Below are 15,042 nucleotides of genomic sequence, written 5' to 3'. Positions count from 1 at the left end.
ATTCCTTGCTTGGGTCGGCAGGGCTTGGGTCGGCAGGGCCCGATCCCGTCGCCAGGCCTTTTAAGAGAAATGACGGTTGCGCACAACGGCGGAGTTGATGGGCAGTGGCGGCGAACTCCGCTTCCCCGCCGACGATCCGAGCGCTGACCGGTAAATCACATGCCTTGCCGGCTTGACGTGGAGATCGATGTTGGAGCGGATTACCAAAAGCATTACGAGCGCAAGCATTTTTCTGGCAGTCTATTTCCTGCTCAATATCGCGCTGCGCATCGCCTTGCCTCATACGCTCGATCTCGACGAGGCGGAGCAATCTTTCTATTCACAATACCTGCTTGCCGGCTACGGCCCGCAGCCGCCGTTCTACAACTGGATTCAATATGCCATCGTTTCGGTGACCGGCATATCGATGTGGGTGCTGTCGGTGCCCAAGAATATCATTCTCTTCGGCTGTTATCTCTTCTATGGGCTTGCTGCCCGCGAGGTGCTGAAGAACCGTTCGCTGGCAGCCGTCGCCATGCTGAGCCTGATTACGCTGCCGCAGGTGGGCCTGATGGCGCAGCGCGAATTGACCCATACCGTCGCCCTGCTGTTTGCGACCTCGCTCTTCCTCTTCGGTTTTTTCCGGACGCTGCGCCAGCCGACGCTCGCAAGTTTCCTCGTCATCGGCATCGCCACCGGCATCGGGCTGATCTCGAAATACAATTTCGCCATCCTGCCGGCTGCAGCACTCCTCGCCGTGCTGCCTGACCGGGAATGGCGCAGCCGCCTGATCGACTGGCGTTTGCTGCCGGCGATCGTAGTCGCCATTCTGATCGTGCTGCCGCATGCGCTCTGGTTGCCTGACAATCTCCTCAGCGCCTCTGGGCCGACACTGGAGCGAATGACCGCAGAAGACTTGGCCCCCGCCGGCATGCCCCGCATCGGACAGGGACTATTATCTCTCCTCATCGCCGTCCTCGGCTTCGTCGCCTTGCCGATCGTTCTCGTCGCAGCCGCATTCCGGCGGGACTTCTTTGGCGCGCTCTCCTCGTCCAGCCCGATGATCCGGGTGATCGAGCGGATGATGGTCATCAGTCTGGTCGCTTTCGTCGGCGTGGTGCTCTTTGCCGGCGCAAGCGATATCCACGAGCGCTGGCTCGACCCCTGCCTGCTCGTCCTGCCGCTCTATCTGTTCCTGAAACTGGAAACCGCCGGTGTCGATCTTTCCGCCGGCCTTGCGCGCTTCCGGCCCGTGGTGCCGGTCTTCATGGTCGTCATCCTGTCGATCCTTCTCTTCCGGATCATCGGCATTCAATATATCGGCACCTATACGAGAACGAACGTACCCTTTGCGGGCTACGTCGCTGAATTGACCGCGACCCGCAAGCCGGTTCTCATCGTCGCTGGAACCAAGTTCGTGGCCGGCAATCTGAAGCTGGCGCTTCCCGATGTTCCCGTGGTGATACCGTTCTTCCCGGGATCCGGGGTTCCCGAATATGCGACTGCGAAGGGACCGGTTCTGGTTGTCTGGCGCGGCGAGACCGCAGACGACCCGACGATTTCCCCCGGCTTCGCCAACGATCTCGCAAGATCAGGCATTCATCTGCAGGAGTTGAACACGCTGACGCTGCCCTATCTCTTCGGTGACGGCAAACGCAGCTTCTCCATCGGGTATTCCTGGGTAGAGGGCGGCGCCAAATAGCGTTGCGGCAGGTCAAGCGATTGCGGGGAAACCGGCATTGCCCGCTGGCAACCGGCGGACAGTTCATGTACTAGCCTTCCGCAAGCGCGACGGCAGCAGTAAGATTGCTCGGCCGTCCGGCCTTTTGGAGATGAACGTTGCAGACAACCGTAGAGCCCATTCGCGGTACGAATGATCCGGTACAATCGCTCGAGCTGTCGCTGGTCGTGCCGATTTTCAACGAAGAGGATAGCGTCGGTCCGCTCGTCGAGCGTGTCGTGGCTGCGATGGCAGCCTATCCCCATCGCTGGGAGCTGCTCCTCGTCGACGACGGCAGCACGGATGCGACGCTCGTCAACGCCCGCAAGTTCGTCGGACGCGACGGGCTGGTGCTCAGGATTGTCGAGCTGCAGCGCAACTTCGGCCAGACCGCTGCCATGCAGGCTGGTATCGACACCGCTCAGGGCCGGCTGATCGCAACGATGGACGGCGACCTGCAGAACGATCCGAAGGACATTCCTGCGATGGTCGCCGAATTGGAACGGCGCGAACTCGACCTCTTGGTCGGCTGGCGCAAGAACCGCAAGGACGGTCTGCTGCTGCGCAAGATCCCCTCCTGGTGCGCAAACTACCTGATCGGCCGCATCACCGGTGTCAAGCTGCACGATTACGGCTGCAGCCTGAAGATCTACCGTGCCTCAATCATCAAGCAGGTGAAGCTGATGGGCGAAATGCACCGCTTCATCCCGGCCTGGGTGGCCGGCGTCGTCCCGAGCTCGCGCATCGGCGAGATGGCCGTCACCCACCATGCGCGCGAACACGGCGTTTCGAAATACGGAATTTCGCGCACCGTCCGCGTCATTCTCGACCTGCTGTCGGTGATGTTCTTTATGCGCTACAAGGCGCGGCCTGGGCATTTCTTCGGCTCGCTGGGTCTTGGCCTCGGTGCGGTCGCGATGCTGATCCTCATCTATCTCGGCTTCGACAAGTTCATCATGGGCAACGATATCGGCACGCGGCCGATGCTGATGGTCGGCGTCGTGCTGCTGCTGTCGTCGGTGCAGATGATCACAACCGGCATCCTGGCGGAGATGATCGCGCGCACCTATTACCGTGACGACGCCTCTCCGAATTATATCGTGCGGCAGATCTTCGACGATCGAAGCCAAGCCTAAGCCGGCAGCACGATGCTGGAGCGCGCGACGAGGACGATCAAAACCGCCGGCCTGCTGCTTGCGGCCTATTTCGTGCTCAACATCGTGCTGCGCCTCGCGCTTCCGCATTCGCTGGAGCTCGACGAGGCCGAGCAATCCTTCTTCTCGCAATATCTGCTGGCGGGCTACGGTCCGCAGCCGCCCTTCTACAACTGGATGCAATATGCCGTCGTTTCGGTCACGGGCATGTCGATCGGCGCGCTGATCGTTCCGAAGAATATTCTCCTCTTTCTGTGCTACCTTTTCTACGGCCTTGCCGGGCGCGAAGCTTTGAAGGACCAGGCGCTTGCCGCCATCGGCATGCTCGCGCTGATCACCCTGCCCCAGGTCTCCTTTATGGCCCAGCAGGATCTGACCCACACGACGGCACTGCTCGTTGCCAGTTCGCTGTTTCTCTACGGCTTTTTCCGCACGCTCGATCGACCGAATCTCGGCAGCTATCTCGTGCTCGGGCTTGCCACAGGCATTGGCCTGATCTCGAAATATAATTTCGCACTGATGCCAGCCGCCGGCTTGATCGCCATCCTGCCGGATGCCGAATGGCGCCGCAGGGCGCTCGACTGGCGCATATTGGCGGCAATCGTCATTGCGCTCGCCATCGTCCTGCCGCACGCGATCTGGCTGCGAGACAATCTCGCATTTGCTTCCTCGGATACTCTGGTCAAGATGGCCGCCGGCAACGAACCCGCCGGCATGGTGCGAATCGGCAAGGGCATCATCGCCTTTGTCGTTGCCATCATTGCCTTTGCGGCGCTGCCGGTCGCCATTTTCGCCGCCACCTTCCGCCGGGATTTTATCCGTGCCCTTTCGGCCGGCAACCGCTGGACCGGGATGATGGAGCGGATGATGCTCGCAAGCCTTGCCGGCATCGTTCTCATCGTGCTCTTCACCGGCTCCACCACTGTGCGTGAACGCTGGCTCGACCCGTTCCTGCTGGTGCTGCCGATCTATTTCCTGGCGAAGATGCAGGCTGCCGGCATCGACCTTTCCGGAGGGCTACGCCGCCTCCGGCCGGTGCTGCCGGTGCTGATGGCCTGCGTGCTGATCGCACTCGGCTTGCGTGTCGTCGGCGCCGGGCTGATCGGCGTCTACAGCAGGCCGAACGTGCCGATGGCGGGCCTTTCTCGCGAGATGTCGCGGCAGGCGGAACCGGCGTTGGTGATCGCCTCGGACACCTATGTCGGCGGAAACATGCGGCTGCAATTTCCCGATGTGCCCGCGGTCATCCCCGATTTCCCGGCACCTGGCATTCCAGCCTATGCCGAGGCGAAGGGACCAGTGCTGGTCGTCTGGCGCGGCAAGAAGACGGCGACGGCCGCCGATGCGGTCATGCCGGAGCAGTTTTCATCGGCGCTGACGGCAGCGGGCATCGCGCCGCAGGAGATCGGCTCGCTGTCGCTTCCCTATTATTTCGGCCGCCCGGGCGACAATTTCGCGCTCGGTTACGCGTGGGTTCAGCCGAGGGCCAGATAGATGAGCGAAACCAATAGCCGCGACATCCGGTGGATTTTCGTCCTGCTGGCGGCCTATTTCGTGCTTCAGGTCGGCGTGCGGCTGGCAACCTCGCATTCGCTCGATCTCGACGAAGCCGAACAGGCCTTCCGCTCGCAATGGCTTGCCGCCGGCTACGGCCCTCAGCCGCCGTTCTACAACTGGCTGCAATACACCGTCTTCCAATTTGCCGGCGTCTCGCTTGCCGCGCTTTCGGTGGTGAAAAACCTTCTGCTGTTCACGTCCTACTTGCTCTACGGCCTGACCGCGCGTCTCCTGCTGCGCGACAAGGCGCTGGTGGCGATATCAGCACTGGGGCTGCTGACGATCCCGCAGATGGCTTTCGAGATGCAGCGCGACCTCACGCATACGGTCGCCGTGTTCTTCTCGGCCAGCATCTTCTTCTACGGCTTCATCCGCAGCCTGAAACAGCCGAGCCTTGCCTCCTATCTGATCGCCGGCATCGGAATCGGCTTCGGACTGCTTGCTAAATATAATTTCGCGATCCTGCCGGCGGCAGCGCTGATTGCCGCGCTGGCGGATGCGCGCCTGCGGCCGCGGATCTTCGACCGGCGGCTGATGCTGACGGTGGCGGTGGCATTCGTCATCACCCTGCCGCATCTCTTCTGGCTGAAGGACAATCTCGATTTCGCCACCGCACGCACCCTGGAGAAGATGACTGCGAGCGGCCATGCGAGCTATCTCGTGCAGGTGGCCATGGGTGTCACCTCGCTCGCTCTCGCCACCATCAGCTTTGCCGGATTGACGGTGGCGGTCTTTGCCATCGTCTTCGGCAAGAGCCTTCGTCCGGCGCTCACCGCCGGCTCGGAATGGACACGGCTCATCGAGCGGATGATGCTCGTCTTCCTCATCGGCATTCTGTTTCTGATCGTCTTCGGCGGCGCGGCCGGTATCAAGGACCGCTGGCTGGTGCCGATGCTCTTCATCCTGCCGCTCTATTTCTGCCTGAAGATCGAGGCCGCCGGCGTCGCGACAGGCAGGGCGTTCCGGCGTTTTATGGCGATCGTCGCGATCATCATGATCGGCGTGCCAGCGGCCCTTTACGGCAGTGTCGCGGCCGCACGCTTCACCGGTCACTACGAACGATTGAACAGGCCCTATGCCACGATGCTGGAAAGCCTGCGCAAACAGGCCGAGCCGGCGGCGATCCTTGCCGGAGACAGCCTGCTTGCCGGCAATCTCCGGCAGGATATTCCCGGCTTGCCGGTTCTCTCCGTGGATTATCCCGGCTTCCATCCGGATCTGACCGACCGGCGACCGCTTCTCCTCGTCTGGCTGATACCGCCGAAAGGGGGAAGCGAAGCCCTCCCGCCGGCCATGGCTCAATGGCTCCAAGCCAATCTCGGCACGTCCGCACCGGATGGGTCGGTGATCGACGCGCCCTATTTCTACGGGCGCGGCGAGGATCGCTACCGTTTCGGCTATGCCTGGATCAACCAGCCGGACTAAGCGAAATCAGGATTTCAGTTCCTTCCAGGCCAAATCCAGCGCCAGGCTGGTAATTCTTGCCATCTCGTCCACCTCCGCATGGCTGATGACAAGCGGTGGCGAGGCCAGCATGCGGTCGCCCGTGGCGCGCAGCACGAGGCCGTTCGCCAGCGCATGGTTGCGCACCAGCGCACCGACCTGATCGGGCTTGTCATAACGCGTGCGCGTGCTCTTGTCGGCAGTCAGCTGCAGGGCGCCCATCAGGCCGATGCTGACGGCCTCGCCGACCAGATCATGCTCGGCAAGGGCCGCCCAGGCCTTGCCAAAATAGGGGCCGATATCGTCGCGCACCCGTTCGACCAATTTCTCCTCCTCGATGATGCGCAGGTTTTCGAGGCCGGCGGCAGCGCAGACGGGATGGCCGGAATAGGTGAAGCCGTGATTGAACTCGCCGACCTCGTTGATCAGCACGTCGGCGATGCGGTCACTGACGAGCACGCCGCCGATCGGCAGGTAGCCGGAGGACAGTCCCTTGGCGATCGGCGCCAGATCGGGCTCGACGCCGAAATGCTGATAGCCGAACCAGGCGCCCAGCCGGCCGAAACCGCAGATCACCTCATCGGTCACCAACAGGATATTACGCGCCTTGCAGATCCTGTCGATCTCCGGCCAGTAGGTCTCGGGCGGGATGATGACGCCGGCAGCCCCCTGCACCGGTTCGGCGACGAAGGCTGCGACATTTTCCTCGCCCAACTCGTCGATCTTCGCTTCGAGTTCGCGGGCGACCTTGAGACCGAATTCATCAGGCGAGAGATCGCCGCCCTCGCCGTACCAATAGGGCTGGCCGATATGAACGATGCCAGGGATCGGCAGGTCGCCCTGCTCGTGCATGTATTTCATACCGCCGAGGCTGGCGCCGGCGACGGTCGAACCGTGATAGCCGTTCTTCCTTGCTATAACGATTTTCTTCGACGGCTTGCCGACGGCGCTCCAATAGACGCGGGCCATGCGGAACCAGGTGTCGTTCGCCTCCGAGCCGGAGCCGGTGAAGAAGATATGGTTGAAACGCGCCCCCGCGTGGGCGGTGACCTTCTGGGCAAGCAGCGTCGCCGGCGTCGAACTCGTGCCGAAGAAGGTATTGTAATAGGGCAGCTCGTTCATCTGTCTTGCAACGGCGTCAGTGATCTCGCGGCGGCCATAGCCGATATTGACGCACCAGAGGCCGGCGAAGCCATCGAGATATTTCCTGCCGTGATTGTCGAAGATATGAACGCCCTCGCCGCGCTGGATGATGCGTGTGCCTTCGGCATTCAGCTTCTTCATGTCGGCGAAGGGATGCAGGTGATGCGCGGCGTCGATCGCCGCAAGGTTCGAGGGTGGGTAGGTATCGGGCATAATGGGAAGACCCTCGCGGATTGAAAGGCTGTTATCGATGGGATAGGAGCTTGGCCTTGTCCCGGAGGATTTTCAAGGTCATGGCGAGCGACAGGGTGGACGGCAAGGCCGAGGGCGGCGATCCTCGTTTTGAGATCCTGATCGTCGGCATGAACGGCGATCTGCGCGGCAAGCAGCTTCCGCCCGGCGCCGAAGACAAGATCTGGGCCGGCGACATCCGCCTGCCGACCTCGACGCAATCGCTCGACATCTGGGGCGACGACAATGACGACATTACCGGCCTGTCGCTGACGATCGGTGATCCGGACGGCAAGCTCGTCCCCGACCGGCGGAGCCTCGCGCCGATGCCCTGGGCGCCCGAGGGCTCGATGCAGGTGCTTGCCACCATGCACGAATTCGACGGCATCCCGAGCTTCATGGATCCGCGCGCCATCCTCGCCTCGGTGCTCGATCGTTATCGTGCACGCGGCCTGACACCCGTGGTGGCGACCGAGCTGGAATTCTACGTGATGTCAGGGGACTGGCGCGAGGCCGGCCGCCCCTCCCCGCCCGAAAGCCTCACCTATCGCGGCGAACCGAACGGCTTCCAGCTTTACGACATGAGCGCCGTCGATGCACTCGACGTCTATCTCGGGACGCTGAGGGCCTATGCGAAGGCGCAGGGGCTGCCGGCGGATGCGACGACGGCGGAATTCGGCCCTGGTCAGTTCGAGGTCAACCTGCTGCACCGCCCCGATGCGCTGGCCGCGGCGGACGATTGCCTCTACCTCAAGCGCATCGCCGAGCAGGCGGCGCGCCGCCACGGACTGAAATCGACCTGCATGGCCAAGCCTTATTCCGACCATGCCGGCTCCGGCCTGCATGTGCATGCGAGCATCATCGATGTGCAAGGCCGCAACATTCTCGATGCCAAGGGCGGCGAACCGAAACTGCTGAAATCGGTGACAGCAGGCCTGCTCGACACCATGCGCGCGGCGCAGCTGATCTTCGCCCCGTTCGCCAACTCCTATCGCCGCTTCCAGCCGGGCTCGTTTGCACCTGTCGATCTGACCTGGGGCAGCGGCCATCGCGGCACGGCGATCCGCATACCCGACAAGGATGGGCCGGCCGCCCGCATCGAACACCGCGTCGCCGGCGCCGACGCCAATCCCTATCTACTGCTCGCCGCGATCCTTGGCGGCATGCTTATCGGTCTCGACGGCGAACTCGACCCCGGCGAGGAGACGTCGCCGTCGCACACACCGGCGAATACCGCGCGGCTGACGCATGATTTCCTGAGTGCCGTCGAAGCCTTCCGTGCCTCGCCCTTCATCGCCGATATCTTCGGCGCACGTTATCAGGCGCTCTACGGCGACACCAAGCGCAAGGAAGCGCTTGCGCATCTGCGCACCGTCTCGGATTTCGACTATCGCACTTATCTGCCGCGGCTCTGAAATTCAGCAGAAGACCTACACAGCCGGCTCGCGGCGCTCGGCCGCATCCACCTGCGCGGCGAGACCCTGCTTGACGAGAACCTTCAACTCGCCTGGATGCAGTCGGATCGAGACGTCGCGTTCGAGCGGCAGCAACTCGCCGTCCATGACACAATTGGCCTTGTAACGCAGTTTCGGGAAATGCAGTTGCACCTCCGCCGGATGCATCACCATGACATCGGCATTCTCGCGGACCTTGCCGCGCAGCATGTCGATGGCGAGACGAGCGACACCGACCGGTTTCAGCGGATTTGCCGTATAGAAGCCGAGCTCGCCGCTTCTCAGATTGTCGGCGTAAAGCAGCGCATTCTCACCGAAGGGATTGTTGGAGACGGAGATTGCCGACACCCTGCGGCGCTCGCGCATGCCGGCCGCCTCGAACTCGACTTCGAATTCCGGCGGGTTGAAGATGACGCCCAAGGCCGCCTTTGTGCTCGCCCGTATCTTGCCCAGCCGCGAACGATAGCTGTAGGCGTTGCGGTAGCGCACCATTCGGGCATGCAGGCCGGCGGAAAACTGGTGGATGAAGGGCCGGCCGTTGGCGCTGGCGATATCGACATTGTCGATCTCGCCAGAGGCAAGCACATCGAGCGCCTGCCAGATATCGAGCGGCACACGCAGCGAGCGGGCAAACAGGTTCATGGTGCCGGCCGGCACGACGCCGAGCGCAATGCCGTTTTTCCAGGCGATCGATGCCGCCGCCGAAATCGTGCCGTCGCCGCCGCCGGCAACGATCCCGTCGATGTCGTCGCGCTTGGCCGCCCGCTCCATGGCGGGAATGATCTCCTTTCCGGAGAAGACGATGGCGTCGAAATCGTGCCCAGCTTCGCGGAAAGCCGCCTCCGCCCTCTTTTCGTAGGCCAGCATGTCGGTGGTCCTGAAGGTACCGCCGTCGCGATTGAAAAAGCCTACAAGCTTCATGAGGGCTCCCGTCTCTGGCGCGGAAATAATCCTGCCTTGCCCATCAGATGGTTTCGGGATCGGCGATTTCAAGCGCCAGTACCTTTCCCGGGAGACGACAGAAATGCAAAAATTGCAACGGACATATGCACATAGCAGGACGCTGCACTGCAAAAAACGCACTCGACGCCGGCCGGGTCGTCACGGATAGATGGAAGGATCGGAGACAGGTCTCCACCTCCCGCCATTTTGAACGATCGGCCCGCGGCCGTGCCAGCGCCAAGGCCATCGCCAATCAGAAAACCGCATCGAGGAGCTCTCGTGAGTGAGATCACCGTCAATGATTCCATCGATAGCCAGGATGAAGGGCTGCCCTCGGCAACGACAGTAGCGCTGGTCCAGTTGGCGCTCGCCTGCGGCGGCTTCGGCATCGGCACCGGCGAATTCGCGATTATGGGCCTATTGCCCAATGTCGCCAAGACCTTCTCGGTCACGACCCCGCAAGCCGGCTACGTCATCAGCGCCTATGCACTCGGCGTCGTCATCGGCGCGCCCGTCATCGCCGTGCTCGCCGCGAAGATGGCGCGCCGTACGCTGCTGCTAACACTGATGCTGATCTTTGCCGCCGGCAATATCTTCAGCGCCATGGCGCCGACCTTCGAAACCTTCACGTTGCTGCGCTTCGTCAGCGGCCTGCCGCATGGCGCCTATTTCGGCGTCGCAGCCCTTGTCGCCGCCTCGATGGTGCCTGTGCACCGCCGCGCACGTGCCGTCGGCCGCGTCATGCTCGGCCTAACCGTCGCAACACTTCTCGGCGCGCCCTTGACGACGTTCTTCGGCCAGTCGCTCGACTGGCAGATCGCATTTTTCTCGGTCGGCGTGCTCGGCCTGCTGACGGTGGCGCTGATCTGGTTCTACGTTCCCAAGGACAGGGTTTCCGAGGAGGCAAGCTTCCTGCGCGAACTCGGGGCTTTCCGCCGGCCGCAGGTGTGGCTGACGCTCGGCATCGCCGCTGTCGGTTACGGCGGTATGTTTGCGATGTTCAGCTATATCGCCTCGACGACAACCGAGGTGGCGATGCTGCCGGAAACAGCGGTTCCGATCATGCTGGTGCTCTTCGGCGTCGGCATGAATGCCGGCAATTTCATCGGTTCATGGCTCGCCGACAAATCGCTGCTCGGTACGATCGGCGGCTCGCTCGTCTATAATATCGTCGTGCTGACCACCTTCTCGCTGACCGCCGCCAATCCCTATATGCTCGGCCTCTCCGTCTTCCTCGTCGGCTGCGGTTTTGCCGCCGGCCCGGCGCTGCAGACACGGCTGATGGATGTCGCCGCCGATGCGCAGACGCTTGCCGCCGCTTCCAACCATTCCGCCTTCAACATCGCCAATGCGATCGGCGCCTGGCTCGGCGGTCTCGTCATCGCCTGGGGCTACGGTTTTGCGGCAACCGGTTATGTCGGCGCAGCACTGTCCTTCCTCGGCCTCTTCGTCTTTGCGGCCTCAGCACGGCTGGAGCGTCGCAGCCGGAGCACGCAGGCCGCGTAGAACGTCTCCGCCCGCAATGCGCGGAGGTGCGACATTCTGGCGTTAAGCTTTTACCCCGCTTGACTTTTTTCGCGTTCGGGACCACCTAACCTCTCACGTGGACGGCCCTCGTCTTCCGCGGATTTTAACGGAGCCATCTTAACGATGCCAAGCGACAGTAGCAGTCGATTGCCCTTGCCGTACGCGGCCCTAGTGCGCTGACCGACTCCTGTCGGCTCGCCCGGTCGGGACGCTACGGCGGATCGACGGAAAGGCGAGCCTCAAATGAATATCAATCGCTTCCCTCTTCGGGCAGGCTATGCCGCCCGTGCCTTCATTAACAACAGCCGCGGCGCAACGATCGCCGAACACGTCGAATCGTTGAACGCGCTGACCGTCCAGGACGCCGGCCGCGTGCTGACCGGCATGCCGCTCGACTATGCCGTCAACATCCTCGACCGGCCGGAGCTTCGCAACGCTGCACAGATCCTGGCGCTGATCAGCGCCGAGGACGCTGCACGCCTGCTGCATGGCATGTCCAACGACCGTGTCGCCGACGTGCTGCTCGAACTCGACGGCGAGACCCGCGCCCGGCTGTTTGCCAGCCTCGACGAGCCGGTGCGCATCGCGATCCAGCACCTGATGGGCTACCCGCCGCGCACGGCCGGCGGCATCATGACGACGGAATTCGTCAGCGTGCCGGTGAACTGGACCATCGCCCAGACACTCGACCATGTGCGCCAGGTCGAACGCTCGCGCGAGACCGTCTACGCCATCTATGTGCTCGACGAGATCAGCCATGCGCTCATGCATGTGGTGACGCTGCGCCGCCTCATCACCGGCGAGCCGGATGCTTCCATCCTCTCGGTGGCGCAGAAGGGTGCGCCGGTTTCGGCCGATCCGCTGATGAAGCAGGAGGATGTCGCCCGGTTGATCCGCAAGCATGACCTGCTCGCCCTGCCGGTCACCGACGAACATGGGCAGATGCTCGGCATCGTCACCGTCGACGACGTGATCGACACGATGATATCAGACACGACGGAAGCGGCCCAGAGGTTCGGCGGCATGGAGGCGCTCGGCCAGCCCTACATGAAGATCGGCTTCGCCGGCATGATCCGCAAGCGCGCCGGCTGGCTCGCCGCCCTCTTCCTCGGCGAGATGCTGACGGCAAGCGCCATGCAGCATTTCGAAGGCGAGCTGGAAAAGGCCGTGGTGCTGACGCTGTTCATCCCGCTGATCATGAGCTCGGGCGGCAATTCCGGTTCGCAGGCGACCTCGCTGATCATTCGGGCGCTGGCGCTCGGCGAGCTGAAGCTTTCGGACTGGTGGAAGGTGCTGCTGCGCGAACTGCCGACCGGCATCGTGCTCGGCGCGATCCTCGGCCTCGTCGGCTTCATTCGCATCGTCTTCTGGCAGTCGGCCGGCCTCTACGACTACGGCCCGCACTGGCAGATGGTCGCCATCACGGTGTTTGCCGCCCTGATCGGGATCGTCACCTTCGGCTCGATCTGCGGTTCGATGCTGCCCTTCTTGCTGCAGAAGCTCCGGCTCGATCCGGCCAGCGCTTCGGCCCCCTTCGTCGCCACGCTGGTCGACGTCACCGGGCTCGTCATCTACTTCTCGGTGGCCCTGCTCATCCTCAGCGGGACGCTGCTGTAGCACCCGCAAATGGCAGCAAGCCCGAGGGGATTTATTTTCCCTCGGGCAGCTTCAACGGCCCATGCGTCTTCATGCTGCGGATGGCGAAGTTGGAGCGGATGTCGCTGACATTCGGCAGGGTCAACAGCGTTTCCGTCAGAAGCCGTTCGTAGGCGGCGAGATCCTCGACCACCACTTCGGCGAGGAAATCGGCCGTGCCCGAAATCAGGAAACAGGAGACGATCTCGGGGATGGCGAGCAGCGCCTTCTGCTGCGCCTCGGAATTCTCACGGCTGTGATGGGCGACCTTGAATTCGACGAAGACGGTCAGGCCGAGGCCGACCTCCTTACGGTCGATATCGGCCGTGTAGCCGCGGATGATACCGGAGCGTTCGAGATTGCGGATGCGGCGCAGGCAGGGCGACGGCGAAAGGTTCACCTTCTCGGCGATCTCGACATTGGTTGCCCGTGCATCCTCCTGCAGGCACTTCAGGATGGCGATATCGAATTTATCGAGATTTGGCATTTTCGCGATCCCTGTTGGCGTCGATTGGCAGAATATTGCGCATAATATGATTTTTGAGCCAGAGATAGCAAGGACATGCCCTGCCCTCTGGGACTAATCTTTTCCTCAACCGGAAAGGCTCCGGATGAAGGAAGGGACAGGACGATGACCACCATTGCATTTACGAACGACAAATCGCCTTCGCAGGCACTGGGTTATGCCGGCGGCACCGTTACCGTACTGATCTGGGCGACATGGTTTCTCGTCACCCGCCACAGCGCCGCAACGCCGCTCGGCTCGGTCGACATCGGGCTGATCCGCTTCGGCATTCCGGCGCTGGTGCTTTCGCCGGTCTGGCTGAAGACCGGACTGTTGCCGAAGTCCCTGCCGCTGCACCTGGTGGCGATCATGGTGTCCGGGTCCGGCGCCGTTTTCTTCCTGCTCACCACGCTGGCAATCCATTCGACGCCGGCTGCGTCTTCAGGCATCCTGCTCGGCGGCTCGATGCCGCTCGCGGCGGCGCTGATCGGCATCGTGCTGTTTGGCGAAAGACCTGATACCACCCGCATCGCCGGGCTGGTCGCAATCGTCGCCGGCGTGCTGATCCTGCTCACCCACAGCCTTGCAGACGCCTCGCTTCCATGGACGAGCTTCGTGCTGCTACCGGCCGGCGCCGTATTGTGGGCGAGCTATACGCATGCCTTCCGCCGCTCCGGCCTGACGGCCGTGCAGGCAAGCGCGCTGATCGCCGTCTGGTCCTTCCTGATCATGGGCGCGCTGGCCCTCATCTTCGGCATCTCGCTGCAGCAGGCACCGCTTCCGGAAATCGGCCTGCAGGTGCTGAGCCAGGGCATTCTTTCCGGCCTCGTCGCCATGGTCGCCTACGGCACCGCCGTCACAACGCTCGGCGGAACGCAGGCCGCCGCCTTCACGGCGCTGACGCCTGTGCTGGCAACGCTTGGCGGCGGCTTGCTGCTTGGCGAACCGATCGGCCTGACGGAAATCAGCGCCGCCGTGATCACCGGCATGGGCGTTGCGCTTTCCACGGGGATCGCCGCCCAGCGCCGCTGACCGCCACCGGACCAACGAACGTCGAAAGCCGCCGACAGCCATCGCTGCGGCGGCTTTTTCAATCAACGTGATTTTGCTCGCTCAAGCCTGGATGACGACGACCCTGGCGCCGACTTCGACCCGGCTATAGAGGTCGATCACGTCGTGGTTCATCATGCGAATACAGCCGCTCGACATGGCGAGCCCGATCGATTGCGGCTGATTGGTGCCGTGAATGCGGAAATGCGTGTCGCCGCCGCCGCGATAGAGATACATCGCTCGTGCGCCGAGCGGGTTGTTCGGACCGCCCGGCATGCCGCCGGCGAGCTTGCGATAACGCTCTTCGCGGCGCTGCATGTTTTCCGTCGGCGTCCAGCTCGGCCACTCGGCCTTGCGGCCGATATAGGCGTTGCCGGCAAATGCCAGCCCCTCGCGACCGACGCCAACGCCGTACCGCACCGCCCTGCCGCCGCCGAGGACATAATAGGCACGGCGCGCCGGGGTGTCGACCACCACGGTGCCGGCGTCATGGGTGGTTTCGTAGGCCACTTCCTGACGGCGGAGTTCCGGCTTGATCTTGTCGATCGGCACCTGCCTCAACGGGAATTTTTCATCCGGAAGTGCGGCGTAATTGGTCTGGCTGTTCAGGCCGGTCGAAGAGCAGCCGGCGACAAAAAGCGGCAGAGCGATCAGGAAACCCCGGCGGGAGATCGTCATGAATGTGTCCTTAGTGCGTCAACA

General features: G+C 62.8%; 12 protein-coding genes. 8 read left to right on the top strand and 4 right to left on the bottom strand.

The window, feature by feature from the left end:
* The first annotated feature begins 187 nt into the window (after nt 1–187).
* The 4 genes from J3O30_RS07335 (at nt 188) to J3O30_RS07320 (ending at nt 5,835) form a co-directional block, all read left to right on the top strand.
* On the top strand, nt 188–1,681 hold the full coding sequence (locus J3O30_RS07335; RefSeq protein ID WP_207583580.1) for a glycosyltransferase family 39 protein: 1,494 nt from the start codon (nt 188–190) through the stop codon (nt 1,679–1,681).
* A gap of 137 nt (nt 1,682–1,818) precedes the next feature.
* Nucleotides 1,819–2,835 (top strand): glycosyltransferase family 2 protein, encoded by a 1,017-nt coding sequence (locus tag J3O30_RS07330; RefSeq protein ID WP_207583579.1) that lies wholly within the window; start codon nt 1,819–1,821, stop codon nt 2,833–2,835.
* Nucleotides 2,836–2,847: 12 nt separating this feature from the next.
* Entirely contained in the window at nt 2,848–4,347 is a 1,500-nt protein-coding gene (locus J3O30_RS07325; protein WP_207583578.1) for a glycosyltransferase family 39 protein, read from the top strand.
* Nucleotides 4,348–5,835, top strand: a complete 1,488-nt coding sequence (locus tag J3O30_RS07320) for a glycosyltransferase family 39 protein (RefSeq protein ID WP_207583577.1) — start codon at nt 4,348–4,350, stop codon at nt 5,833–5,835.
* Between the two features lie 6 nt (nt 5,836–5,841).
* On the opposite strand, the gene J3O30_RS07315 is transcribed toward J3O30_RS07320, so the two are convergent.
* Nucleotides 5,842–7,209, bottom strand: coding sequence for an aspartate aminotransferase family protein (locus J3O30_RS07315; RefSeq protein WP_207583576.1), 1,368 nt, complete (start codon nt 7,207–7,209; stop codon nt 5,842–5,844).
* 80 nt (nt 7,210–7,289) lie between these two features.
* Here J3O30_RS07315 and J3O30_RS07310 point away from each other — a divergent pair, with 80 nt between their 5' ends.
* Nucleotides 7,290–8,642, top strand: coding sequence for a glutamine synthetase family protein (locus tag J3O30_RS07310; protein WP_207584279.1), 1,353 nt, complete (start codon nt 7,290–7,292; stop codon nt 8,640–8,642).
* Between the two features lie 15 nt (nt 8,643–8,657).
* Here J3O30_RS07310 and J3O30_RS07305 read toward each other — a convergent pair whose 3' ends face one another.
* Nucleotides 8,658–9,602, bottom strand: a complete 945-nt coding sequence (locus tag J3O30_RS07305; protein ID WP_207583575.1) for a diacylglycerol kinase family protein — start codon at nt 9,600–9,602, stop codon at nt 8,658–8,660.
* A gap of 300 nt (nt 9,603–9,902) precedes the next feature.
* Between J3O30_RS07305 and J3O30_RS07300 the strand changes: the two genes are divergently transcribed.
* Nucleotides 9,903–11,129 carry an MFS transporter gene (locus J3O30_RS07300; RefSeq protein WP_207583574.1) on the top strand — a complete coding sequence of 409 codons (1,227 nt, stop codon included), beginning with the start codon at nt 9,903–9,905 and terminating at the stop codon, nt 11,127–11,129.
* 264 nt (nt 11,130–11,393) lie between these two features.
* Complete coding sequence (gene mgtE, locus J3O30_RS07295; RefSeq protein WP_207583573.1) at nt 11,394–12,767, top strand: magnesium transporter; 1,374 nt, start codon at nt 11,394–11,396, stop codon at nt 12,765–12,767.
* 31 nt (nt 12,768–12,798) lie between these two features.
* Here mgtE and J3O30_RS07290 read toward each other — a convergent pair whose 3' ends face one another.
* Complete coding sequence (locus J3O30_RS07290; RefSeq protein WP_207583572.1) at nt 12,799–13,272, bottom strand: Lrp/AsnC family transcriptional regulator; 474 nt, start codon at nt 13,270–13,272, stop codon at nt 12,799–12,801.
* A 144-nt stretch (nt 13,273–13,416) separates the two neighbouring features.
* Between J3O30_RS07290 and J3O30_RS07285 the strand changes: the two genes are divergently transcribed.
* Nucleotides 13,417–14,322, top strand: coding sequence for a DMT family transporter (locus J3O30_RS07285; protein WP_207583571.1), 906 nt, complete (start codon nt 13,417–13,419; stop codon nt 14,320–14,322).
* A gap of 81 nt (nt 14,323–14,403) precedes the next feature.
* Here the strand turns inward: J3O30_RS07285 and J3O30_RS07280 are convergent, their stop codons facing one another.
* Complete coding sequence (locus J3O30_RS07280) at nt 14,404–15,018, bottom strand: L,D-transpeptidase (RefSeq protein WP_207583570.1); 615 nt, start codon at nt 15,016–15,018, stop codon at nt 14,404–14,406.
* Between the last annotated feature and the right edge of the window lie 24 nt (nt 15,019–15,042).

Origin of the sequence: Rhizobium sp. NZLR1 (assembly GCF_017357385.1) — a bacterium.
Lineage (GTDB): Bacteria > Pseudomonadota > Alphaproteobacteria > Rhizobiales > Rhizobiaceae > Rhizobium.
The sequence above is the reverse complement of the archived record's forward strand: the minus strand, read 5'-3'. Positions and strand labels throughout refer to the sequence as shown.